This is a genomic window from Pectobacterium peruviense (assembly GCF_003312355.2).
GTDB classification, from domain to species: domain Bacteria; phylum Pseudomonadota; class Gammaproteobacteria; order Enterobacterales; family Enterobacteriaceae; genus Pectobacterium; species Pectobacterium peruviense.
Genome location: NZ_CP161826.1, coordinates 2,309,264 through 2,332,518, shown reverse-complemented (window position 1 = coordinate 2,332,518; position 23,255 = coordinate 2,309,264). Strand labels below are relative to the sequence as shown.

Sequence of the window (23,255 nt, the reverse complement as noted above, 5' to 3'; positions counted from 1 at the left end):
ACTTTTACCTTCATGTAGGAAAATAAATTAACGCTGCATTACTGCAAAACGGTTTCTTACTGTAAGACTGTTTTTTTAATGCAAGACAATCTGTTTTTGCTCTATCGAGTGAATCTGTACTTTTATCATTTCACTCACAGGATCTTCCGGACACTGTTCAACGAAATAGTTGAGGTCGGACAGTGCAATATGGTCGCAATCCAGTTGAGCATAAATCAGGCCACGATCGCGGATTTCATACGGATCGTCTGGGTCAAATTGCAGTACCGCTTCACTGGCTCTCAATGCCAGTTCCATCTGTTTCTCTTCCATCAGAGCGACTTTCAGCGTATCGAGCATTTTACGCACGATCAGGACGTTTTCCGCTTCATCCAAATCTTCATCCAGCAAGCGAGTTGACGGGCCGATGTTACCTTTAAGCCAAACCTCCAGCACATGCTCGCTCAGCGTATCGCCATTGAGCGGATTGATCAGCCACATCTCTTCGTCGAGCCAGTCGGCACGCAGAATCAACTGCGTCGGGAAAATCACCGGCATCAGCGGCAGGCCGAGTTCGTTTGCGATATGCAGGAAGATGATGCCAAGTGACACGGGCATGCCCTGACGAGATTCCAGCACCTGATCCAGCCACAGTGCATCAGATAGGCGATAAACACCGCCAGCACCGCCGAATCCCCAGGTGTGATAAAACAGCTCAATCAGTTTTTCAAGCTGAAGGTCTTGCTCAAGGCCGTCAGGAATAGCGGCTCGGGCGCTCTCAACCAGCTGTTGCAGATTTTGCCGCACATCCTGAGCGGGAAAGTCGCGGCGAATAGCCTGTGAAACCAACACGACACCATCACTTAGCAGTGACTGGTTGAATTCAAAATCAGCAATAGCACTCATAATTATTCCATCAGCAACGGTGACTGGGTCAATGCCAGCAGCACGACCACACCAAAGCATATTAAAGCAGATACAAACGCCAGCCAGCGAACGTTCTGGCTACGGGGGCGTTTCCCCAAGGCGATAGCGCCAAGAAGGATATAAATGATAACGCCAAACAATTTTTCCGTCAGCCAGCTTTGCTCGGGCGTAAACGGATAAGTGTGACTCAGAATGATTAAACCAATACCGCTGATCAATAACAAGGTATCGTTAATATGTGGCAGAATTTTAACCCAGCGCTGTTGCAGTAAAGCCGATTTCTGACACTGCCAGAAAAAACGGATGACAAACAGGGAAATACTGATGCCAACCGTTGCCAAATGAAGATATATCGTGGCTGGGTAAAGAGTTATCACGTCCATTGCTCCTAATAATTGATGGTATCCAACCAGCGCCCTAACGACACGCGGTCATTGCCACCATAGTCCTGACAAGTTTCTATTTGTGTAAATCCTTGCGCCTGCAACAGTTGGCGCACAGCATCACCTTGCTGCCAGCCGTGCTCCAATAGTAGCCAACCGCCGGCGTCTAAATAATGCGGAGCGGATTCAATAATAGTGCGTAAATCCGCCAATCCGTTGTCGGCAGCAATCAGTGCGCTGGCAGGTTCAAAGCGAACATCCCCCTGTGACAGATGCACATCATCAACATCGATATACGGAGGATTACTGACGATAAGCGCAAAGCGCATGTGATCGAGCGGTGAATACCAGCTTCCAGATAAGAAATGGACGTTATCGAGCCCCAATTGCTGGGCATTTTTTGTCGCTAACGTAACGGCATCCGGTTGGATGTCGACGCCAATTACCCGACAATCACGTCGCTCGCAGGCCAACGCCAGTGCGATAGCGCCGGTTCCAGTGCCCAAATCCAGCACGGTGCACGGCGTTTGAGGCAGACGCAACAATGCTTGTTCGACCAGGCATTCTGTATCGGGACGGGGAATCAACGTGGCAGGTGAGACGGCCAGCGGCAGCGACCAGAACTCACGCACACCGATCAAATAGGCGATGGGTTCTCCCTGCTCCCGACGCGCCAGCAGTTCAGTTAACCGCTGCTGTTCAGTTGCGCTCAGTTCGGTTTCACCAAACGCTAGCAAGAACGTGCGCGACTTGCTGGTCACAAAGCCCAGTAGAATTTCTGCATCTCGCTTCGGGCTTTCACCCGCTGCGAGTTGCGCTGTTGCAGAGGTTAACCAATCCTGATACGTCATTATTCCTGCTCGGACAACGCAGCAAGCTGATCGGCCTGGTATTCCTGCACCACAGGCTGAATCAGCGTGTCCAGTTTCCCTTCCATGACTTCATCCAGTCTGTAAAGCGTCAGGTTAATACGGTGATCGGTCACCCTTCCCTGTGGGAAGTTGTAGGTACGGATACGGTCAGAGCGATCGCCAGTGCCGAGCAGATTACGGCGCGTTGATGCTTCTTCCTGATGACGTTTCTGCATTTCTGCCGCACGAATACGCGCGCCCAACACTGACAACGCTTTAGCTTTATTCTTGTGCTGTGAACGTTCGTCCTGGCATTCCACAACAATACCGGTTGGCAAGTGGGTAATACGGATAGCGGAATCGGTGGTGTTAACGTGCTGACCGCCTGCGCCAGAAGAGCGGAAGGTATCGATACGTAAATCCGAAGGGTTGATGTCTGGCATCTCAGCTTCTGGCACTTCCGCCATGACGGCGACCGTACAGGCCGACGTATGAATGCGCCCCTGAGATTCAGTCGCAGGAACACGCTGCACGCGATGACCGCCAGATTCAAACTTAAGCTGGCCGTACACGCCATCGCCGGAAATTTTGGCAATGACCTCTTTGTAGCCGCCATGTTCACCATCGCTGGCGCTCACAACCTCCACGCGCCAGCGGCGTGATTCGGCATAACGGCTGTACATACGGAACAGGTCACCAGCAAAGATCGCCGCTTCGTCACCACCGGTCCCCGCGCGCACTTCAAGAAAACAGCCGCGCTCGTCATCGGGGTCTTTCGGCAACAACAGCACTTGAAGCTCCTGCTCCAGTGCTTCAATCGTTGCTTTACCCTCTTTCAATTCTTCCTGCGCCATATCGCGCATTTCGGGATCGTCCAGCATCATTTCTGCGGTCTGCTGATCCTCTTGCGCCTGCTGCCATTGCTGGAAGCAGCGGGTAATATCCGTAAGCTGTGCATATTCTCGCGACAACGCGCGAAAGCGATCCATATCAGCGATGACGCTGGGCTCACCGAGTAACGCCTGGACTTCTTCGTGGCGTTCTTGTAACGCTTCCAGTTTAGCAACAATAGAAGGCTTCATGCGGGCGGTTAAATCCTGTAATAGAGATGAATGCTAGTCCAGCCCAAGGCTGTCACGTAAAATTTGTAACCGGTTTTGGTCGCCGTCACGAGCGGCTTGCTGAAGGGATTTGGTCGGAGCGTGAATCAGACGATTGGTTAAACGGTGTGTCAGTTCCTGAATCACCGCTTCAACATCATTGCCTTGTTGGATGGCAGCCAGCGCCTTGGCCGTCATTTCCGCACGCAACTCATCGGCTTGAGCGCGATAATCGCGAATCGTTTCCACCGCGGACTGCGCACGCAACCACGCCATGAAATCAGAGCTTTCCTGCTGCACGATAGATTCAGCCTGCACCGCCGCGGCTTTGCGCTGCGCAAGATTATGCTGAATAATCGCATGTAGATCGTCCACACTGTAGAGATAAACGTTCGGTAGCTTGCCAACTTCCGGCTCAATATCACGTGGAACTGCAATATCTACCATCAGCATAGGCTGATTCCGTCTCGCCTTCAGCGTCCGTTCCATCATCCCTTTTCCGATAATCGGCAGTGTACTTGCCGTTGAACTGATCACGATATCGGCATGAACGAGCTGTTCGTCCAGCTCTGCCAAGGTGATGACGTCTGCGCCCACTTCTGTTGCCAATGCCTGTGCACGTTCACGGGTGCGGTTCGCGATCACCATTTTCTGAACGTTGTGATCTCGAAGATAGCGAGCGACCAGTTCAATGGTTTCTCCGGCACCGACCAGTAGCACCGTAACATCGGCCAGTGATTCAAAAATTTGTCGAGCCAGCGTACAGGCAGCAAACGCCACCGACACCGCGCTGGCACCGATATCCGTTTCTGTACGAACACGCTTGGCGACGGTAAAGGACTTCTGGAACAGCCGCTCCAGCTCGCTGGATAGGGAATGACCTCGCTGTGATTCGGCAAACGCCTTCTTCACCTGCCCTAAAATCTGCGGTTCGCCTAATACAAGGGAATCGAGGCCGCTGGCAACACGCATCAAATGGCTAACCGCGGCATTACCCTGATGCCAGTACAGGCTGCCGTTGACTTCTTCTGGGCGCAATTGATGATACTCGCACAACCAGCGAATCAACTGCTCACGCTGGTTTTCCTGTTCGTCAACGCTAAGGTAGAGCTCCGTGCGATTGCAGGTAGACAGCACAACGCCGCCCTGCACCAGCGGTTGCTGTAACAGACTATCGAGGGCCACCCCGAGTTTATCTTGTGAGAACACAACGCGTTCACGCAGAGAAACGGGTGCGGTTTTGTGATTAATACCAAGCGCAAGCAGGGTCATTAGGCTGTTTCTGAGTAATACCGATCTTAGTATGGATTTCGTTTGAGTCGCATTCTACTTGATGCAGGAGTGCAAGAAAAGCGACAGCACGCGATACACCTCGTCTGAGGTATACGCTTTTTGACAAAAAACAATAAACGCCATTAACGAATAACAACCATTGACGCTGAGCGGTAAGCCCGTTAGCGTGACGTATTTCACGGACTTCTTCATTTACAGGATACGACCGACATGCCAACCAAAACCGTCCGATGCCTGCGTTTACTGCCTTTAGCCAGCCTATTGCTAGCCGCCTGTAGCGTTAATCAACCGACTCAAACGGGTAAAAGCCCAACCTCACCAGAGTGGCAACAACATCAGCAAAAAGTACAGCAGCTCAGTCAATATCAGACGCGCGGCGCTTTTGCCTATATCTCCGATAGCAAAAAAGTATCAGCCAATTTTTTCTGGCAGGACACGCCGCCACAGCGTTATAGATTGCTGCTGACCAACCCGCTCGGCAGCACCGAATTAGAATTGCGTGCCCAGCCTGATGGCGTGCAAATCACCGATAATCAGGGCAAACGTTACGTAGGTAAGGATGCCGAATATATGATTCAGCAACTGACCGGTATGGCGATCCCACTGAATAATCTGCGTCAATGGATCCTTGGCATACCGGGTGATGCAGCTGAATTCACGTTAGATGAACGTTATCTGCTGAAAACCATCACCTATCGCCAGGGCAGCCAAAATTGGAATGTCAGCTATCAGAGCTACAACACCGAGCTGACGCCTCCGCTCCCAACCAGCCTGGAATTAGTTCAGGGTGAACAGCGTATCAAGCTGAAGATGAATAACTGGATGGTTAAATAAGCGATGCAACCGACGGTTACCGAGACCTGGCCTGCCCCCGCCAAACTGAATCTGTTTCTTTATATTACTGGCCAAAGGCAGGACGGGTATCACTTGCTGCAAACGCTCTTTCAGTTTCTGGATTATGGCGACACGCTGACGATACGACCGCGTAATGACGACCAGATTAACCTGCTTACCCCCGTAGACGGTGTGGAGAACGAGCAAAACTTGATCGTCCGTGCCGCACGCTTATTACAGCAGCACTGCGAACGCCACAATATTCGCCCTGCGCAGTTTGGCGCCGACATCAGTATCGATAAGTGCCTGCCGATGGGCGGAGGGTTAGGCGGTGGTTCATCCAATGCGGCCACGGTGTTAGTCGCCCTTAATCATGTGTGGCAAAGTGGGCTAAACATTGATACGTTGGCCGAATTGGGGCTGCAACTGGGGGCGGATGTTCCCGTGTTTGTCCGTGGGTATGCCGCCTTCGCCGAAGGCATTGGCGAACAGCTAACACCAGCGAATCCACCAGAAAAATGGTATCTGGTTGCACACCCTGGCGTTAGTATTGCTACACCGTTGATTTTCGGCGATCCTGAGTTGACGCGTAATTCGCCAGTTCGTGATTTAGAAACTTTATTAAACCAGACCTTCGTCAATGATTGTGAAGCTATCGCAAGAAAACGTTTTCGTGAGGTTGAACAGCTACTTTCATGGCTGCTAGAATATGCCCCGGCGCGCCTGACTGGAACGGGGGCTTGTGTGTTTGCAGAGTTTGACACCGAGTTCGCAGCCCGTCAGGTGCTTGACCAGGCCCCGGAATGGTTAAACGGTTTCGTAGCACGAGGCGTTAACGTCTCTCCGCTACAACGTAAGCTTTCTGGGCAACTTTAGGTTTTGCTACACACCGGCTGCCGTGCGGCCAGTCTGTAGCAAACTTAATTCATACACCCGTATGCATATTGTACCTGTTGCTCTTCGCTGCTTGGCAGGTACAATATTTCTCTGGACGCAAGCCTGAGGTTCTTCTCGTGCCTGATATGAAGCTTTTTGCTGGTAACGCCATCCCGGAACTAGCACAACGTATTGCCAACCGTTTGTACACTAGCCTTGGCGACGCCGCTGTCGGTCGTTTTAGCGATGGCGAAGTCAGCGTGCAAATCAATGAAAATGTACGCGGTGGTGATATTTTCATCATCCAGTCCACCTGTGCACCCACCAATGACAACCTGATGGAACTGGTTGTGATGGTCGATGCTCTGCGTCGCGCTTCTGCGGGACGTATTACCGCTGTTATCCCCTACTTCGGCTATGCCCGTCAGGATCGACGCGTGCGTTCCGCACGTGTGCCAATCACCGCGAAAGTCGTTGCTGACTTCCTGTCCAGCGTGGGTGTTGACCGTGTTCTGACCGTTGATCTGCACGCTGAGCAGATTCAGGGTTTCTTCGATGTGCCGGTAGATAACGTATTCGGTAGCCCGATCCTGCTGGAAGATATGTTGCAACAGAATCTGGAAAACCCAATCGTGGTTTCTCCTGATATCGGTGGCGTTGTGCGTGCTCGCGCAATCGCTAAACTGTTGAACGATACCGACATGGCGATCATCGACAAACGCCGTCCACGCGCCAACGTTTCTCAGGTGATGCACATCATCGGTGACGTCGCTGGCCGTGACTGTGTACTGGTTGACGATATGATCGACACTGGCGGTACGCTGTGCAAAGCGGCGGAAGCGCTGAAAGAGCGTGGTGCTAAACGTGTATTCGCTTATGCCACACACCCGATCTTCTCAGGCAATGCTTACGAGAACATCAAGAACTCTGTAATTGATGAAGTGATTGTCTGCGATACCATCCCGCTGGCGGAAAACATTCGTTCACTGCCGAATGTTCGTACGTTGACGCTGTCAGGTATGTTGGCCGAAGCGATTCGTCGTATCAGCAACGAAGAATCTATTTCTGCGATGTTTGAACATTAATCGCTTCTGACTGGGTAACCGCTCACAAACGATAATGATGGAGCCACCTGTAACAAGGTGGCTTTCTTATTTCTACCGTTGTATGTCGCTATAAAAAACAAAAAGCCACCATAGCGAGGCTACAGCGGCTTTACTGTTCAATGTGATCCGTCCTGAATAGCGTTGACACGTCCCTGACTTAAATACGGAGAACGTGATGATGACTGAGTTCAAACGTACCCAACGTGATTATCCTCTATCCTTTAAAATAGCCGTCGTTGAACAGGTCGAAAAAGGCGAGATGACCTATAAACAGGCCCAGCAGCGATATGGCATTCAGGGGCGCTCCACCGTTCTTGTCTGGCTGCGTAAATATGGCCAGCTTGACTGGAGTCCCGGACTTCCTGACCTGATGAAAAGGAAACTGCTTGTGGCTCAGACAAATACCCCACTTACACCCGAGCAAAGAATCAAAGAACTTGAAGAGCAGCTTAAGCTGGCGAATCAGAAAGCTGAGTTTTTTGAATCTGTTATCAACGTCCTGAAAAATGATTACGGGGTAAGTGTCGTAAAAAAGCGGCCCGGCAAGTCCTTGCGCAGAGTCAGGCCCCAAAAGTCACCGTGACACGCGCATGCCAGCTCCTGGGGCACAGCAGACAGGCATGGTACCAGCATAATGCAAGGTGCAATAAACGACATGAACACAATAGTCAGGTTCTTGATTTTATTGCCCGAGTTCGGTGCCGTCAGCCACGTATAGGCACACGCAAACTCCACTCTCTGTTGAACCGTCAGGCAGGTGAAACACTCAATATCGGGCGTGACCGCCTGTTTAGCCTACTGGGTAAACACCGGCTTCTGGTACCCGTAAAGCGGGCATACCACAAAACGACCAACAGCCATCATCGTTTTTACCGGCATCCGAACTTGCTGAAGTCTGGCCCCGAACAGGTTACTGTCCTTCAGCCGGAGCAAGTCTGGGTCGCCGATATTACTTATCTACCAGTACGCAGTGGCACGGTCTATCTGAGTTTGGTCACGGATGCCTGTTCCAGAAAAATCATGGGTTACCATGTAGGGGATAATCTGCAAACTGAAAATGTGGTAAAAGCCTTCAAACGTGCGTTACGACAAAGAAAAACAAAAGGGCCGTTGATACACCACTCTGACAGAGGGCTACAATACTGTTCAGCGCTTTACCAGTCGGTACATGAGAGAAATGGGATAACCTGTTCAATGACAGATGGTTATGACTGCTATCAGAATGCGCTGGCTGAACGGATAAACGGCATCCTGAAAAATGAGTTTTTACTCTCTCGCCCAGCTAATCTGGCACAAGCGAGGAAAATGGTAAAAGAATCTGTGGCGATTTATAACCATGAGCGGCCACATCAGGCCCTGAAATACAAAACGCCCGATGAGGTTCATCAGGCGTTTTACAGGCAGAAAACTGTCAACCCATATCAGGACTAGTCAATGTTCATTCGACTTCATTAACGCTTATGGATGACGCTGGCGGCGGCAACGCTTATCAAAGTGTTTAACCCACCAATAACGGTCTGCGACTTCTTCACGCCCGCTAATACGCGCCCCCACCAACCAAAATATTGCACCAGAAAAAATGCCGACCAGATCAATGTAAGTCATATACTCAGGGACATTTAGTTTAGGAAACTGACTGGCGATGGAGAAGCCAATACCACCAATCATCAGAATCATACCAAGCCCCATCAACACATTACCCAATGCTGCCACGTTCTTGCGTTTCATCTGCCACCTCCAGATTAATTCAGTGGATGAATCGGAGTGCCATTACAGGTTACTTCCTTATATTGATGTAATTATAGACAATAACGTGATCGTATGATTGCGGGAGGGATCACAGATAAAGGGAATGATTAATATTTTTTTACGTTTAAACAAATAAATAGACAAAAATACGAATAATCACATCACTAAACAAATAACAATGTATTCACCTTTCAGTGCCGCGATTTGGCTATCCCCCACTCGGTGTGTAAACTAGCGTTCTCATAGTCACGCTACCCTGCGTAAGTTTAAGCACGTAATCTGGAATATACCGTGAGCAGCATTAAATTAATTGTCGGCCTGGCTAATCCTGGCGCGGAATATGCCGCCACTCGTCATAATGCGGGTGCCTGGTTTGTTGATCGTCTGGCTGAGTCTTATCGCCAGTCGTTAAAAGAAGAAAGCAAATTTTTCGGTTACACCTCCCGTCTAAATCTGGCTGGGCAAGATGTGCGCCTGCTGGTTCCCACTACGTTCATGAACCTGAGCGGAAAAGCCGTTGCGGCAATGGCCACTTTCTACCGCATTCAGCCCGATGAAATTTTGGTTGCACACGATGAGCTGGATTTATTACCGGGGATTGCCAAACTTAAACTGGGTGGTGGGCACGGCGGTCACAATGGACTGAAAGACATCATCAGTAAATTGGGTAATAACCCTAACTTCCATCGTTTACGCATTGGTATCGGCCATCCGGGTGATAAAAGCAAGGTGACCGGTTTTGTGTTGGGTAAGCCGCCGATGAGTGAGCAAACGTTGATCGACGATGCCATTGACGAAGCCGTGCGCTGCACAGAAATTCTGATGAAAGAAGACATGATAAAAGCGATGAACCGCTTGCATGCCTTCAAAGCGGCATAATCTGGTCAGAATACGGATGGTAGATCGAGATAAATCGCCATTCCGTGTATAATCGGCCGAAATATTTCCATTCTGACAGGCAAGATAAAGTAATTGCCTGATTAATAAGTTATTTAAGGTGATATAAACATGGGATTCAAATGCGGTATCGTTGGGCTGCCTAACGTCGGTAAATCCACTCTGTTCAATGCGTTGACCAAAGCCGGTATCGAAGCGGCCAACTTCCCGTTTTGTACCATCGAGCCGAACACTGGCGTAGTGCCGATGCCCGATCCACGTTTGGACAAGCTGGCTGAAATCGTTAAGCCGCAGCGTATCCTTCCTACCACGATGGAATTTGTTGATATCGCGGGTCTGGTAAAAGGCGCATCCAAAGGTGAAGGTTTAGGTAACCAATTCCTGACCAACATCCGTGAAACGGAAGCCATTGGCCACGTTGTACGCTGCTTCGAGAACGACAACATCATACACGTCAATAATAAAGTTGATCCGGCTGATGACATCGAAGTCATCAATACTGAGCTGGCGTTGTCTGACCTCGATACCTGCGAACGCGCCATTCATCGCGTGCAGAAGAGAGCTAAAGGCGGCGATAAAGATGCTAAAGCTGAGCTGGCTGCACTGGAAAAATGCTTACCGCAGTTGGAAAACGCTGGCATGCTGCGCTCGCTGGATTTAAGCGATGATGATAAAGCAGCTATCCGCTACCTGAGCTTCCTGACGCTGAAGCCAACGATGTACATCGCCAACGTCAACGAAGACGGTTTCGAGAATAACCCTTACCTCGATAAAGTGCGTGAAATCGCTGCGGCTGAAGGTTCTGTCGTCGTAGCCGTCTGTGCCGCTGTTGAATCAGACATTGCGGAAATGGACGATGCCGACCGTGAAGAATTTATGACTGAATTAGGTCTGGAAGAGCCGGGGCTGAACCGCGTTATCCGCGCCGGTTATGAACTGCTGAATCTGCAAACCTACTTCACCGCTGGTGTGAAAGAAGTTCGCGCATGGACAATCCCTGTCGGCGCCACCGCACCACAGGCCGCAGGTAAAATTCACACCGACTTCGAAAAAGGCTTCATCCGTGCACAGACTATCGCCTATGAAGATTTCATCACCTACAAAGGTGAACAAGGCGCGAAAGAAGCCGGAAAAATGCGCTCAGAAGGTAAGGATTACATCGTAAAAGATGGCGACGTAATGAATTTCCTGTTTAACGTCTAATTTACTTCTGTTGTCTCATGAGGTTTCAGTAAATCTCGTAAAGACTGATAAAATCCACGCAATTGCGTGGATTTTATCATTTTATAGCGTCTCATAGCAGCGCAGTCAAAAAATGAGTAGGTAGATAGGTAAGCACAATCAACTTCTGAACCGCAGCGGGTAAGCACGCACCTTGCTTTCGGTATTTCCACACCGTTCAACCAAAAATTTTAGTCAGCAATACGTCATCAACCGTTCGTCGCATAATGCCAAGTAAGTGCTCATCATCAGCATCGTGCAGGGTCACAAAAGCTATAAAATCCGCATGTTGAGCAAACTGCTCAAGCGTCGTCTGGGCGCGCATAATTACCCCAGCAGCACATGATACGATCTCTTTTTCGACCACGGATTGATAATATTGCTGATAAAACTCGGCACCTTTTTCATCATATAATGCGCCTAATTGATCCATGATTTCGCTAAGAACCTGACTGGATCGATCATCTTCGAGATCCAGCTCATCCAGATGGTACGAAAAATCACCCGGATTATATTTAATGCCACTGACTCCATCTATATCAAGTGCACTATGGCGCTGATTCTTCCGCTGGAGATACCCAGCCAGTGTAGTATCGAAAGCTCCCAAGGTATTCCAGGAGACTCGAAACCCACCATTTTCAATATCCAAATCCAGGCAGAAGGCATAAACCTCACTGTTTTCCTCGCGCGAGGAGAATACCGACGCAGCGCGTTCAATTTGGCGAAAAAAATATGACTCCATCTGGTCAATATTTAAATTAATCATTCAGCTCCCACCATTATCCATCACAAATCAAATCATCAGAAATCGGCTAAATCAATTTCTTATCGCAGAATGATGATGACATCCTCAGTTAACGGCAACAATCATATATTCTCCCACATAATCACTGCAGACAATGCGACCAGCAGTGCAACGCCCTTTTCATTCGCATTCTGTACTATCGTGGGTCGTTGTCCGATTACGCCTGCAGTCTGGTACTTCCCGCCGCTCACGCAGCAAAACGAATACCGCGCAGGCCGCCAGTGTGGCAATTCCCGCTAATACGTACATGACGATAGTGAAGGACTCCGCATAGCGCTGTAATAGCAAAGCTCCATGTTCAGGCAGGATCGATACAGCGGCATGCAGTTCTCCTAACGCGGTGCGGCTGGAAGCTTCCAGAAGTGCAGCCGATGAAATTGATGCCCCTATCTCCAACTCCATGCCATTCTGAATTAAGGTGGCGAGAAACGCGCTAATCATGGCGATAGCAACACCATCTGCGGAGACGCGTACGGTATTGAAAATCCCCGTCGCCATACCGACGCGTTCTGGCGTCACCACGCTGACAGCCAACGCGTCCATCAGCCCCCACGGCAGGCCGATACCTATACCAATCAGCAACAGCGGTAAATACAACGCTGCTCCTCCTTGGGCAAACCCATACGCCAATCCGATCAGTCCACACGCCACGAGCAGCAGTCCGCCGCTGCACAGCAAACCGGGAGTGAACCAGCGTGTCAGCAACGCCGCCAAAAATGGCACTACAAGCAGTGGCGCTGCCAGCCACACCATCATCTGCCCTGCCTGCAATGCGCTGTAGCCGTCAATGCCGATGAAACGCCCCGGCAGCATCACAATCAGTACGATAAAAAGGAAGGCGGGCGAGGCGGCCAGCACCTGTACACCAATAAATCGGGGAGAACGAAAGAAATCTAAATCCAGCATCGGTCGCGAAACCCGCCGTTCGATGACGATAAAACCAGCAAACACGACAGCTGAGACGAGTAACAAAGCGATAACCGTGGTATTACGCCATCCTAGTTCGGGTATCAGCAGCATGCCGTAGGTAAAGAGTCCCAGAGCCAGCGTAAAGCTAATCATTCCCGGCCAGTCCATTGTGCCTGAAATCGGTTTGCGCACCTGTTGAGTGCTTATCGCGACCAGACCCCAACCGAGCAGGCCAACGATACCCGTAGCATAGAAGACACCCTGCCAACTGCTGGCCTCAACCATCCACCCAGATATCAGCGGACCGAAAGCCAAGCCGAGGCCAAAGGTAGTGCCCAATAAGCTGAAAGCACGCACTCTAGCCCGTCCTTCAAAAAGCGGAGCCAGCGATGACATTGCCGCGGCAAACGCCGCCGCGCCGCCCAGCCCCTGTAATAATCTAAGCAGATCGATCCACAGTACGCTGGGGGAAAACGGAATCGCGAAGGTAAAAGCACAAAACCAGGCCAATCCAATCAGCCAAATGCGTCTGCGCCCGTAGATGTCGGTCAGGCTGCCCGACACCATCATCGCACCGCCATAGCTGAGGATGTAAGCATTCATAATCCAGCTAAGTTGCGCCGGACTGCCGCCCAGTTCCTGGCTAATAGCCGGTAGCACGACCGCCGGACCAGTGAAGCACAGCGGAATCAATAAACCAGTGAGGCAGGCGGCCAGCAGTTGAAGCCAAATTCGGGCGGAAGGAAAAGAAAATAAAGTCATCGTTCTCGTCTGCAATAACGTGATGCCCAGATACACCGACATGCGATGTAACCAAGCGTTTTATGCAGCTTAAGTCAAAGCCATAACGAGAAAAATAGGATAAGGTTATCAACACTTCGGACAAAAATGTCTTAAATAGGCGATTATGATGATGGACAAACTGGGCAGTATCGGCATTTTTGTGCGTGTGGCTGAACGGCTTGGGTTCTCCTCGGTATCGCGTGAGTTAGGAGTGTCGCCCTCTTCCGTCGGCAAGGCGGTTGCGCGGCTGGAAGCACGTTTGGGCGTGCGGCTTTTTCATCGCAGCACACGAACGCTGGCGTTAACTGCCGAAGGTGAGAAATTTCTTGAACGCTGCCGCCGTATCCTGAGTGAGGTCGAAGCCGCTGAACTGGAAATGACGCAGGCCAGCGAAACGCCATACGGTAAATTGCACGTCAGCCTGCCCAGACATAGCAGCCTGTTCGAGCCTGTCATCGCAGAGTTCATGCGGCGCTACCCTGCGGTAGAGCTGGATCTGGATTTCTCCGACCGTTTAGTGGATGTCATCGGTGATGGTTTTGATGCCGCGATACGCACTGGAACGTTGGCGGACTCAGGACTCAAACGTCGTCAGTTGGGATCTTTCCGTCGCGTTCTGGTCGGCGCACCGGAATACGTTGAAGTGCACGGGCAGCCGCAACACCCAGTCGATCTTCAGAGGCATACCTGCCTGCATTACCGTTTTCCCAGCTCCGGTCGCCTCGAACAATGGCCGCTCCCGCCAACGACTGACGAAAACGCCTACGACCTTCCACTCTCGCTAGTCTGCAACAGTATAGAAATGCGTATCCATCTGGCTCGACAAGCTCAAGGCATTGCCTGTCTGCCAGATTTCAGCGTGGCGAAATATCTACGCGATGGCCGATTACAAACCATCCTTGATGATTTCACTCACAATAGCAGCCCAATGTGGATTCTATGGCCCGCCAGTCGTGACCTGTCCCCCAAACTTCGGGCATTCATTGACTGCCTGAGCGAGAAAACGTTTAGCTGATGGAGAACACCCTACCCATTCACCCCGCGACAGAAATGTTGATAAACGTGCTTAACTCTCGTTCCACCCGTTACCACCACTGACTAAACGTCTGCTGTGGGTTATCAACCTGAATGCGTTCACCAATACGCGGCGTCATTAATCGCCAATCCTGATTTTCGCTGGCTTGAGAAATGCGCTCCAGCGGATCGTTCCAGCGGTGGTGCGCCAGCTTAAATTTGCTGTTGTGGCTCGGTAACACCGCCTTGGCCTGCAAGTCACTCGCCGCCTGCGCGCTCTCTTCCGGCGTCATGTGAACGTAGGGCCAATCACTGTCGTATTGGCCGCATTCCAGTATCGCGATATCGAACCCACCCAGCCGTTCGGCGATCTCTTTGTAGTGCACGCCATAGCCACTGTCTCCACCGAGATACAGTCGATGCTGCGCTGTTATCAGCGCAAACGATCCCCACAGAGTTTGGTTATGCTTGAGTAGCCGACCGGAAAAATGCTGCGTCGGGAGCACGTGGATTTCCACCCCGTTCTCTTTCAGGCTGCTGAACCAGTCGCCTTCCGTAATGGCTTTCTGGGGGAAGCCCCATTTTACAAAGTAGGAACCCACGCCGGTCGGTGTAACAATACGGCGAATTTTTCCACGTAGCGCGTTCAGCGTAGGGTAATCCAAATGATCCCAGTGATCGTGAGTGATCAACAGGTAGTCGATCTCTGGAACGTCTTCTGGTGAATACACATTGCTGCCTTTGAAGGCGATATTAGTACGTGGCACCGGCGAGGCGTTGTCGCTAAATACCGGGTCCAGCAGGAAGGTTTTTCCTTCCAATTGAATAAAGTAGCTGGAATGCCCCATCCAGATGATGACGTTATCCGTTTTACTTAACTGATGCAGATTGGTCTTTTCCGAAGGCAGGCGAGTCTCTGGTAATGCGCCCACATCTTTACCGAAAAGAAAGCGATACAGCAGTGCGATTCGATTTTGGCTACCGACCGTCGGGCGAGCAACCGGGTTATGAAACGCCCCATCGCGAAAGAGTGGGTTTTCCGGTTGAGGTTTTACCTCTGGTGAAACGTATTGCGGCTGCTTTAACCAGCCGTAAACGGCTACTGCAATCACAGCCAAAACGAGTAACAAAAGCATAGAGTTTATCCGGTATCGTTTCGTGATGAATATTGTTTTGTAATGAGTACGGTTTCGTAATGATAATTTCAGGCATCGCCTCTCTGGCTCCGGCAGTTATGCACGAACGCTGAGAATCTGGCAAGGGAGAAACGAAGGGTTTTTGGTGCAAAAAAAGCGAAGGCACTCACCTTCGCTCTGGGTTTTGGTGGGGAATTATAGTGGCCTTTCACCAATGACGTTCATCACCCGCATGCTATTTCTTAAGCGCCAGAAGCGTTTTTCCCATTCCGATAACGAATTCGTTCTGTTGTCCGATGACTTTATTTAGCCCTGCTTCATCCTGAATATTGTCGATCGTATTGATCGCCTGAACTTCCAGTACGCGCCCTTTAATCAGCGTCGAGCAAAGAGAATGCAGAACCTTGTTATTCAGAATCGTTTGTAAGCACCGAAAAGGCGTCGCATCATCAATTTGTCCCGCACGCTGATCGGGTTTGATACGCTGACGTAGCATCTCTTTTTCCGTACTGGCGATCACCGCATCCAGATCGCTAGGCTTGGAAGCTATCGGGACGTTGCCCTCTCTATCTGGCGGCAACATAAACAGAGAAACCAACGCCTTATTGCCTGTCGTCGGGTCAACATACTCGGTCTGGACCATATGGTTTGCCGCATCGACCACTTTTTCTCGCTGAATCATGCCCAACAATTGCGCAGGCAATGCATCGGTGAGATCCTGCGTGGTATAACCAACAAACAGGTCTGGATCCTTTGTCTCGGCAAATCCGTGCAGCGGCAGCATCAATAACAGACCCGCAATCCCTTTCTTTATCACACTGATTTTCATTATATTCCCCTACTCTTCATTGTGTGCATCCCTCTACCTCACCACTCGCTATTCTTGTCACGCTGACTTTGATAGCCTTTGCTTTTTTATCACATTTAAACGCAACAACGCATTCTACAACTACAGGAAAGAATAGCATTTTTCATACAAAAACTTGTTGTCGAAGGGTTCCTTCGCTAGAATCGCGCCGTTTACTCACCCCCAATGTGTCATTTGGAGCCCTAAAGTGCCCTGTACGTCAGCCCCCCACTAACCGCCGACGACTGCATTAAGCAGCCTCGATTCGGCGCAGTCTGCGCCAGCGTTGGCTGCGGTACTGGTTCCCTTCTCTTTCTCGCCATCGCGCGGAACAGAGAATGAATCTCCCGCTTCCTCCCCCGCGACTCTGACCTCTGGAATGCCAGTGGGCAGCCTATTGACTCGCGCCCGAACACGTTCGTCGGCCCTCTTTTTTACCGTAGATGGGCCTGGCTGCGCCAATAACGCAGCAGGCGAAAAACATGTATTTACATTCAATACCGTTATTAAAGTATCCGCGTACGCCTCATTTGGAAGGCTCATGCTTACAGCCCGGCGATAATGCGTCGGACCAAATTGCACTGAAAGCGTTGGCAGGCCGCTACGTCGTGATCGAAGAAAAGATCGACGGCGCGAACAGCGGTGTATCGTTTAATGAAACGGCAGAACTTTTGCTCCAATCACGCGGCCACTATCTGGCTGGCGGCTCGCGGGAACGACAGTTTAACCAGTTCAAACTGTGGGCCACTGCGCACGAAATGCGTTTTCTTGAACTGCTGGAAGACCGTTTCGTGATGTACGGCGAATGGGCCTACAGCAAGCATTCCGTGTTTTATGACCGTTTGCCGCACTACTTTCACGAATTTGATCTTTACGATCGTCGTGACGGCATTTTTTTATCGACGGCGCGCCGACATGCCATGCTGGCTGGCTCGCCCGTGTTGTCCGTTCCGGTGCTGTACGCCGGAGAGATGCCAACGAATCCGGCGTTGCTGTGGAAGCTGGTGTTTCGTTCTCTGGCGAAGAGCCAGAACTGGAAAACCGCGTTTGAATCCACCGTCCAGCGTGAAGGTTTGCCACTTGCGCTATGCTGGCAACAAACCGATAAATCGGATCGTTCGGAAGGACTTTATCTAAAGGTTGAAGATGATGAACAGGTACTGGCGCGTTACAAGCTGGTACGCCATGACTTCATTCAGACCATTTTGGATAGCGGCTCGCATCATTCCCGACGCCCTATCTTGCCGAATCAACTGGCTGAAGGCGTTGACCTGTATGCGCCTTGTCCACCGGTATCCTGGGAAATGCTGGGGCTGAATACGCTGCGTTCTTTGGACGCACTCGCCGCCGCAATGTCCAATAAGTAAGGAAGATGACTATTATGGATTGGAATACCATTAGGGGGCTGGTCCCCGCCTCTGGCGCACAGCCAGATTTTGCGAATTGTCTGGACGCATTTCCGGTACTTAAACGCGCCAAAGAGACGCCGCAAGAGCCACGCTATCACGGTGAAGGTGATGTCTGGACGCACACCATGATGGTGATCGAGTCGCTATTACAGCTTCCCGATTACCAAACAGCCACGCGCGAACAGCAGGAGATCTTGTTTTTTGCCGCGTTGCTGCATGACGTCGCGAAATATCGAACGACGGTGATTGACCCGGTGACGGGTCAGATTGGTCAACCTGGACATTCGCGCAAAGGTGCCATCGACGCTCGGGTATTGCTGTGGGATGCAGATATCCCGTTTGCGATTCGTGAGGCGATTTGCCGATTAATAGCGGTGCATCAGGTGCCGTTTTACTGCCTTGAAGATGAACGCCGTCGAGTATCGCCGATCTTTACGATTCGCGAACTCTCTTGGCAGTTGAGCATTCCGCTGCTGGCTACGCTGGCGGAAGCCGATATGCGCGGACGAATCTGTCAGGATCAAGCGCGCGTACTCGACAGCATTGAGTTGTTTCGCGAGTTAGCACGGGAAGAAGGCTGTTACGGTCAACCGAGAGCATTTGCCGATGCCCACACGCGCCTGAGTTATTTTCGCGGTGCCGATGTCCATCCAGACTATCCGCTGTTTCAGGAACCAGGCTCGAAAGTCACGGTGATGTGCGGTTTGCCTGCTTCAGGAAAAGACACCTGGGTACGAACGCATCGACGTGACTTACCGGTAGTCTCTTTCGACGATGCGCGCACAGAACTGGGGCTGAAACATGGCGAAAATGAAGGGAAAGCGGTGCATTGGGCGACCGATAAAGCGCGTTCACTGCTGCGAACCCATGAACCATTCGTGTGGAACGCCACGCATCTGAGCCAGCAAATGCGCACCCGCACGTTGGATCTGTGCTATGCCTACGGCGCAGAAGTGGAGATCGTTTATCTGGAGCGTCCGCGTCAGGAACTGCTGCGCCGCAACGGTAAACGGGACACCACATTGAGCAATAAAACGCTGCAAGGTATGCTGACGAAATGGGAGCTTCCCGCACCGACGGAAGCGCATGTTGTTCGTTATGAAAGCTAAACGATTAATGTAACGAGCTAAAAATGACACGTGATTCGGGCAGAGAAAGCGGTATCGCCACCCCTTTCACTGCCCGACATCACGACATATATCGTATTTACCACGCGGCGCATCAGCTAACTCATGCTGGTTCCCGCCGCCATCACGATTAATATTTATGCGTCACTTAGTTTGACCAGCGAAGCGGCTTTCAGGTAATCCTTTGAATTTATCTGACTTAACTTCAAACAATGCGCCGTCATCTTTTTTAGGCGATGACAGACCAATCCGTGCGCTGGTGCAATAAAGCGTGTCATATTCATCTCCCCCCATAACAGGACAGGTAGTCTGCACCGCAGGCACGGTTAATACGCTATCCACTACCCCATCTGGGTTGTACCGAACGACTCTGCTACCACCCCATTCCGCATTCCACAAGAAGCCCATAGCATCGATACAGGAACCATCAGGCGCGCCCTCACCGGACACCTCAGCGAATATTCTCTGATTATCGAGGGAAGGATAATCGCAGCAGAGAATGCGCTTTTGCAGCGAATCGCAATAATACATCGTGCCGCCATCGGGACTAAAGCAGAGGCTATTCGCGATCGCTACGCTTGGGAGCGCCAGACGTTCAACATCTAACGTTGCGGCATTGAACCGATAGAACGCACCAACGGATTGAGGAGGTTCGCCTTCGTGCATCGTGCCAAACACGTAGTTACCGTCACGATCGCAGCGCCCATCGTTAATACGGGTTTCCGAGGATCCAGGCGACAGCACGATATTGGACAAGGCTTCGGTCTGTAAATTAAAAAATGCCAGACGGGATTCCAGGCCAAGTAATAAGATATCTTCTGTTTGAGTCATACCAAACGATCCAAGTCGTTCAGGCATAGTCCAGCGCTGAGTAGCACCAGATTCTGGATGATATGCCAGCAATTCTTTGCCTACGATATTGGTCCAAAAAAGGCGGCGTGTGTGTTCGCACCATAGTGGACATTCACCCAGTAGATTCTTAGCATCAACGGTAATTTTAAACACCACGATTCCTTAGATTATAGAAATACGCTTGTAGCCAGACAGCTCGCTTAGCGGAATATCATCCTCGACCAGCGATCGCCAAAGAGGGAGATCGCCAAACCAAGCAACATCAGAGTCGCACCGCTAAACTTGATCACCGAGACTGGCCGCGCATTGACTCCCAACAAAGCAAAGTGATCAATGACTAACGAAGATATCAACTGTCCAGCAATGACCAATCCCAACAGTGCGGCCAGGCCAATCCGTGGCACAAGCACCACGTTACACAGAAGCGCGCTGGCTCCGAGGAGTCCTCCCATCAGGCACCATAGCGGCTGAGCGGGTATGGCACCCAGCGACGCCACAATTCCTCCTCGGGCTGATGCCACTACGGTAAGAAAAAGCATGCCGATGGCAAAGGAGAACAGCGCCGCCGCAACGGAGTCGCCGCCAATACCTTTAGAAAGTTGACCGTTTAATGTGGTTTGTAGGGTCACGGCCATTCCAGCACCGAAGGCCATCATGAAGTACACTGCGCTCATGTTTGTGTCTTATCCCTGACCCAGCGGAACTAATACCTCAGCAAAAAGGTCTGGCTCGTATCCGGCAGCAGCAAAAAGATGTTCACGCGACGCGTCGATAGCCGCGCGTAATCTCACGCTATCAACGCCTAATACCTCACCGCCACGTTTGACTACACGGCCACCGATGAGAACGGTGTCAATGTTGCTACGTTCAGCCGCGTGCACCACTGTGCCAAAAGCATTATTAGATGGATAAAGGTTGATATCATCGGTACGGATAAGTATCAGATCTGCCTGCTTACCCGGCGTCAGGCTACCGACTTTATCCTCTAGGCCCGCACACGCGGCACCGTCCATTGTTGCAGCCTCTAACAGCCGGTGGGCATCAACCCTTTTGGATGAATGATGAGAACCGCCCCAGTGCTTGCTGTTCTGACCAATAACACGTTGCAGATAGAAGGCGACCCGCATCTCCATAAACATGTCACCGCTGTAAGATGTCTCATTATCAACACTCAGTCCGGGACGGATGCCGTGTCGCTGAGCGGCTTGCAGCGCAAACATGCCATCTTCAATTCCGTAATGCGCGTCCGATCGAGGGCAAACGTTGACGCGTACGCCCGCTTTTCGCAGAATTTCCCAACCCGCATCGGGAAGGCTTGTACAATGGTTAAAGATATTATCTGGACCCAACAATTCCTCCTGATACAGAGCGTTGAGATGGGCTGCCATTCCCCCTCCAAAGAACTCAGTCACGATGGGTAAGCCAAGTTTTCGGGCTTCAGCCCATAACTCGGGTTCAAGTTGTGCCATTGCCGCCAATGTCACAAGGCTATCGGAATCTGTTCTGAAGTACTTATCTTGCAGACGAGCAAGATTGCCCGGCCAGTGGGCTCGATCCCAATCTCCAGAGACCGGCGCACCGGACGCATGTATGGCACGGATCCCAGTATCAAGCAGTGCTTCCACAGCGGCATCTGAATGTTCACCCGTACGGCTGTTATGGGAGTTATCAATGACGGTGGTAATGCCAGCATCTATACATCCCAACGCGGTAAGGAGATTGCCAATATACATATCGGATGGGCGATAATGCTTGGCAAATGAAAAGTGAGTGGCATTGCAATAATCTTCCAGTGTTTCAGCATTTGGATTGATTCGGCGCAGTTGACCTTCCCAAGAATGACGATGCGTATCGACCATACCCGGCATAGCGATCATATTTTCTGCATTGATGACCACCGCATCATCTGCGCTTAAGTTCTCACCAACAGCAGCAATGGTATTACCAATTATCAGAATATCCCCGCAAGGCAGATTGCCGACCTCTGCATCCATACTGATGATCGTGGCTCCGCGAATGAGTGTTTTGGCAGCCACCGATGCCAGCGGTGACAATATGTCTCTCTTGTAGTCGGTCATTTGTTCGTATCCCAAATTCATCTGTGTGCGGCAATGTATAAAACAATGATTAGCTGAAAAAGCACCCATACGTGTTTTGATTATTCAGAAATCACGAAGAATCTGGAATTCTGGGATATAGTTGACGTAATAAGAAAGCTATTGCGGGATGAGAATGGATCGTTTGCAGGCTATGCAGGTATTTCTGCGCATTGTCGAGACCAAGAGTTTTGTGCGTGCAGCGGATACGCTCTCTTTACCCGCCTCCACCGTTACCAGCACGATAAAAAATCTGGAAATGCACCTACAAGTACGTCTGTTGAACCGGACCACCAGAAGAGTCAGCCTGACCCCAGAAGGCGAACTGTACGTCATGCAATGCCGTGAAATTCTTGATCTGATAGAACACACCGAGACCAGCCTACATAACTTCAAACAGCATCCACAGGGCCGCCTTCGGGTCGATATGCCGAGTGGCATAGCGCATTCCCTGATTTTGCCGAATTTGGTGGATTTTTATAGGCGATACCCCGATATCTATCTGATGATCGGCGTGAATGATCGTCAGGTTGACGTGATTCAGGAGGGCGTGGATTGTGTCATCAGAACAGGTAAACTCAGCGATTCGACTCTCGTCGCCCGTCCTCTGGGACGGCTCAATTGGCTGACCTGCGCCTCGCCTTCATATTTAGCCGAGCATGGTGTGCCTCTATCATTAGAAGATTTATCCCACCATCGAGCCATACACTATTTTTCTAACAGTGCCAGACATGCTAGCGACATGCGTTTTGCAAAGAATAATGAAAATGTGACTATACCGATGACGGGCACGATTGCGGTCAATGAGACAGAGCTCTATATAAAAATGTGTATAGAAGGCTATGGATTAGCGCAGTTAGCGGGGACATTAATTTCAGAACATCTCAGGGCGGGACGTTTGATAGAAGTGCTTGCCGATTGGCGCCCACCTGCCGTGCAGATTTCGCTGCTCTACCCACACCAACGTTTTCTTTCTCCCGCCGTTCGTGCCTTCTCTGACTGGGTAAGCGAGCTATTCAATGACAGAATGGTAGAGTAGGAACCGTAACTTACCAACGGAA

General features: G+C 50.8%; 23 protein-coding genes. 10 read left to right on the top strand and 13 right to left on the bottom strand.

What is annotated here, in order from left to right; all coding sequences use genetic code 11:
- Positions 1-75: 75 nt before the first annotated feature.
- Genes sirB1 through hemA form a run of 5 tightly spaced genes read right to left on the bottom strand, consistent with a single transcriptional unit; the run spans position 76 to position 4,512 of the window.
- The gene (gene sirB1, locus DUT67_RS10545; protein ID WP_048260049.1) at positions 76-885 is read right to left on the bottom strand and encodes an invasion regulator SirB1; all 810 of its coding nucleotides are present in this window, start codon (positions 883-885) and stop codon (positions 76-78) included.
- Between the two features lie 2 nt (positions 886-887).
- On the bottom strand, positions 888-1,289 hold the full coding sequence (locus tag DUT67_RS10540; RefSeq protein WP_113627454.1) for a SirB2 family protein: 402 nt from the start codon (positions 1,287-1,289) through the stop codon (positions 888-890).
- Between the two features lie 5 nt (positions 1,290-1,294).
- Positions 1,295-2,140, bottom strand: a complete 846-nt coding sequence (gene prmC, locus DUT67_RS10535) for a peptide chain release factor N(5)-glutamine methyltransferase (protein WP_113627453.1) — start codon at positions 2,138-2,140, stop codon at positions 1,295-1,297.
- Positions 2,140-3,222 (bottom strand): peptide chain release factor 1, encoded by a 1,083-nt coding sequence (gene prfA, locus DUT67_RS10530; RefSeq protein WP_113627452.1) that lies wholly within the window; start codon positions 3,220-3,222, stop codon positions 2,140-2,142. Before prfA ends, prmC begins: the two co-directional genes overlap by 1 nt.
- Positions 3,223-3,255: 33 nt before the next feature.
- A complete protein-coding gene (gene hemA / locus DUT67_RS10525) occupies positions 3,256-4,512 on the bottom strand; it encodes a glutamyl-tRNA reductase (protein WP_113627451.1) in 1,257 nt (418 codons plus the stop codon).
- A gap of 231 nt (positions 4,513-4,743) precedes the next feature.
- Between hemA and lolB the strand changes: the two genes are divergently transcribed.
- The 4 genes from lolB to DUT67_RS10505 all read left to right on the top strand — a co-directional run bounded on the left by lolB (position 4,744) and on the right by DUT67_RS10505 (position 8,780).
- On the top strand, positions 4,744-5,367 hold the full coding sequence (gene lolB / locus DUT67_RS10520; protein WP_113627450.1) for a lipoprotein insertase outer membrane protein LolB: 624 nt from the start codon (positions 4,744-4,746) through the stop codon (positions 5,365-5,367).
- Between the two features lie 3 nt (positions 5,368-5,370).
- Positions 5,371-6,243, top strand: coding sequence for a 4-(cytidine 5'-diphospho)-2-C-methyl-D-erythritol kinase (gene ispE / locus DUT67_RS10515; protein ID WP_113627449.1), 873 nt, complete (start codon positions 5,371-5,373; stop codon positions 6,241-6,243).
- A 137-nt stretch (positions 6,244-6,380) separates the two neighbouring features.
- On the top strand, positions 6,381-7,328 hold the full coding sequence (gene prs / locus DUT67_RS10510; protein WP_010274915.1) for a ribose-phosphate diphosphokinase: 948 nt from the start codon (positions 6,381-6,383) through the stop codon (positions 7,326-7,328).
- Positions 7,329-7,524: 196 nt separating this feature from the next.
- A protein-coding gene (locus DUT67_RS10505) for an IS3 family transposase (RefSeq protein WP_113628139.1) occupies positions 7,525-8,780 on the top strand; the annotation gives its coding sequence in 2 pieces (ribosomal slippage) (positions 7,525-7,876 and positions 7,876-8,780; 1,257 coding nt in all).
- 27 nt (positions 8,781-8,807) lie between these two features.
- On the opposite strand, the gene ychH is transcribed toward DUT67_RS10505, so the two are convergent.
- The gene (gene ychH / locus DUT67_RS10500) at positions 8,808-9,077 is read right to left on the bottom strand and encodes a stress-induced protein YchH (protein ID WP_011093745.1); all 270 of its coding nucleotides are present in this window, start codon (positions 9,075-9,077) and stop codon (positions 8,808-8,810) included.
- Positions 9,078-9,389: 312 nt separating this feature from the next.
- On the opposite strand from ychH, the gene pth reads away from it, so the two are divergent.
- Complete coding sequence (pth, locus tag DUT67_RS10495; protein ID WP_113628107.1) at positions 9,390-9,977, top strand: aminoacyl-tRNA hydrolase; 588 nt, start codon at positions 9,390-9,392, stop codon at positions 9,975-9,977.
- Between the two features lie 129 nt (positions 9,978-10,106).
- The gene (gene ychF, locus DUT67_RS10490) at positions 10,107-11,198 is read left to right on the top strand and encodes a redox-regulated ATPase YchF (protein WP_048260041.1); all 1,092 of its coding nucleotides are present in this window, start codon (positions 10,107-10,109) and stop codon (positions 11,196-11,198) included.
- Positions 11,199-11,394: 196 nt separating this feature from the next.
- Here the strand turns inward: ychF and DUT67_RS10485 are convergent, their stop codons facing one another.
- Both DUT67_RS10485 and DUT67_RS10480 read right to left on the bottom strand, forming a co-directional pair.
- The gene (locus tag DUT67_RS10485) at positions 11,395-11,982 is read right to left on the bottom strand and encodes a DUF4303 domain-containing protein (RefSeq protein WP_113632976.1); all 588 of its coding nucleotides are present in this window, start codon (positions 11,980-11,982) and stop codon (positions 11,395-11,397) included.
- A 159-nt stretch (positions 11,983-12,141) separates the two neighbouring features.
- Positions 12,142-13,692 (bottom strand): MFS transporter, encoded by a 1,551-nt coding sequence (locus DUT67_RS10480; protein ID WP_113632978.1) that lies wholly within the window; start codon positions 13,690-13,692, stop codon positions 12,142-12,144.
- Positions 13,693-13,840: 148 nt separating this feature from the next.
- Between DUT67_RS10480 and DUT67_RS10475 the strand changes: the two genes are divergently transcribed.
- Positions 13,841-14,728: a LysR family transcriptional regulator gene (locus DUT67_RS10475; RefSeq protein WP_113632975.1), complete on the top strand. Its 888-nt coding sequence runs from the start codon at positions 13,841-13,843 to the stop codon at positions 14,726-14,728.
- 70 nt (positions 14,729-14,798) lie between these two features.
- Here the strand turns inward: DUT67_RS10475 and DUT67_RS10470 are convergent, their stop codons facing one another.
- Together DUT67_RS10470 and DUT67_RS10465 are read right to left on the bottom strand one after the other, a co-directional pair.
- Positions 14,799-15,863 carry an MBL fold metallo-hydrolase gene (locus tag DUT67_RS10470; RefSeq protein ID WP_113632974.1) on the bottom strand — a complete coding sequence of 355 codons (1,065 nt, stop codon included), beginning with the start codon at positions 15,861-15,863 and terminating at the stop codon, positions 14,799-14,801.
- Positions 15,864-16,098: 235 nt separating this feature from the next.
- A complete protein-coding gene (locus DUT67_RS10465; protein ID WP_113632973.1) occupies positions 16,099-16,692 on the bottom strand; it encodes a hypothetical protein in 594 nt (197 codons plus the stop codon).
- A gap of 500 nt (positions 16,693-17,192) precedes the next feature.
- Here DUT67_RS10465 and DUT67_RS10460 point away from each other — a divergent pair, with 500 nt between their 5' ends.
- Positions 17,193-18,077, top strand: coding sequence for an RNA ligase family protein (locus DUT67_RS10460; protein ID WP_113632977.1), 885 nt, complete (start codon positions 17,193-17,195; stop codon positions 18,075-18,077).
- A gap of 5 nt (positions 18,078-18,082) precedes the next feature.
- Positions 18,083-19,228, top strand: coding sequence for an AAA family ATPase (locus DUT67_RS10455; protein WP_113632972.1), 1,146 nt, complete (start codon positions 18,083-18,085; stop codon positions 19,226-19,228).
- Between the two features lie 162 nt (positions 19,229-19,390).
- On the opposite strand, the gene DUT67_RS10450 is transcribed toward DUT67_RS10455, so the two are convergent.
- The 3 genes from DUT67_RS10450 to DUT67_RS10440 are packed head-to-tail and all read right to left on the bottom strand — an operon-like array spanning position 19,391 to position 22,176.
- Positions 19,391-20,251: an SMP-30/gluconolactonase/LRE family protein gene (locus DUT67_RS10450; RefSeq protein WP_113632971.1), complete on the bottom strand. Its 861-nt coding sequence runs from the start codon at positions 20,249-20,251 to the stop codon at positions 19,391-19,393.
- Between the two features lie 47 nt (positions 20,252-20,298).
- Positions 20,299-20,772 carry a DMT family transporter gene (locus tag DUT67_RS10445; RefSeq protein ID WP_113632970.1) on the bottom strand — a complete coding sequence of 158 codons (474 nt, stop codon included), beginning with the start codon at positions 20,770-20,772 and terminating at the stop codon, positions 20,299-20,301.
- Between the two features lie 9 nt (positions 20,773-20,781).
- A complete protein-coding gene (locus DUT67_RS10440; RefSeq protein ID WP_113632969.1) occupies positions 20,782-22,176 on the bottom strand; it encodes an amidohydrolase family protein in 1,395 nt (464 codons plus the stop codon).
- A 154-nt stretch (positions 22,177-22,330) separates the two neighbouring features.
- Here DUT67_RS10440 and DUT67_RS10435 point away from each other — a divergent pair, with 154 nt between their 5' ends.
- Positions 22,331-23,233 carry a LysR family transcriptional regulator gene (locus tag DUT67_RS10435; RefSeq protein WP_113632968.1) on the top strand — a complete coding sequence of 301 codons (903 nt, stop codon included), beginning with the start codon at positions 22,331-22,333 and terminating at the stop codon, positions 23,231-23,233.
- The last annotated feature ends 22 nt before the right edge of the window (positions 23,234-23,255 follow it).

Coding starts and splice junctions, on each gene's coding strand:
- ychF (WP_048260041.1), top strand. CDS start 10,107: ATGGGATTCAAATGCGGTATCGTTGGGCTGCCTAACGTCGGTAAATCC.
- DUT67_RS10485 (WP_113632976.1), bottom strand. CDS start 11,982: ATGATTAATTTAAATATTGACCAGATGGAGTCATATTTTTTTCGCCAA.
- DUT67_RS10540 (WP_113627454.1), bottom strand. CDS start 1,289: ATGGACGTGATAACTCTTTACCCAGCCACGATATATCTTCATTTGGCA.
- sirB1 (WP_048260049.1), bottom strand. CDS start 885: ATGAGTGCTATTGCTGATTTTGAATTCAACCAGTCACTGCTAAGTGAT.
- DUT67_RS10435 (WP_113632968.1), top strand. CDS start 22,331: ATGGATCGTTTGCAGGCTATGCAGGTATTTCTGCGCATTGTCGAGACC.
- prmC (WP_113627453.1), bottom strand. CDS start 2,140: ATGACGTATCAGGATTGGTTAACCTCTGCAACAGCGCAACTCGCAGCG.
- hemA (WP_113627451.1), bottom strand. CDS start 4,512: ATGACCCTGCTTGCGCTTGGTATTAATCACAAAACCGCACCCGTTTCT.
- ychH (WP_011093745.1), bottom strand. CDS start 9,077: ATGAAACGCAAGAACGTGGCAGCATTGGGTAATGTGTTGATGGGGCTT.
- DUT67_RS10470 (WP_113632974.1), bottom strand. CDS start 15,863: ATGCTTTTGTTACTCGTTTTGGCTGTGATTGCAGTAGCCGTTTACGGC.
- DUT67_RS10480 (WP_113632978.1), bottom strand. CDS start 13,692: ATGACTTTATTTTCTTTTCCTTCCGCCCGAATTTGGCTTCAACTGCTG.
- DUT67_RS10440 (WP_113632969.1), bottom strand. CDS start 22,176: ATGACCGACTACAAGAGAGACATATTGTCACCGCTGGCATCGGTGGCT.
- DUT67_RS10445 (WP_113632970.1), bottom strand. CDS start 20,772: ATGAGCGCAGTGTACTTCATGATGGCCTTCGGTGCTGGAATGGCCGTG.
- DUT67_RS10475 (WP_113632975.1), top strand. CDS start 13,841: ATGATGGACAAACTGGGCAGTATCGGCATTTTTGTGCGTGTGGCTGAA.
- DUT67_RS10455 (WP_113632972.1), top strand. CDS start 18,083: ATGACTATTATGGATTGGAATACCATTAGGGGGCTGGTCCCCGCCTCT.
- DUT67_RS10465 (WP_113632973.1), bottom strand. CDS start 16,692: ATGAAAATCAGTGTGATAAAGAAAGGGATTGCGGGTCTGTTATTGATG.
- ispE (WP_113627449.1), top strand. CDS start 5,371: ATGCAACCGACGGTTACCGAGACCTGGCCTGCCCCCGCCAAACTGAAT.
- prfA (WP_113627452.1), bottom strand. CDS start 3,222: ATGAAGCCTTCTATTGTTGCTAAACTGGAAGCGTTACAAGAACGCCAC.
- lolB (WP_113627450.1), top strand. CDS start 4,744: ATGCCAACCAAAACCGTCCGATGCCTGCGTTTACTGCCTTTAGCCAGC.
- DUT67_RS10460 (WP_113632977.1), top strand. CDS start 17,193: ATGTATTTACATTCAATACCGTTATTAAAGTATCCGCGTACGCCTCAT.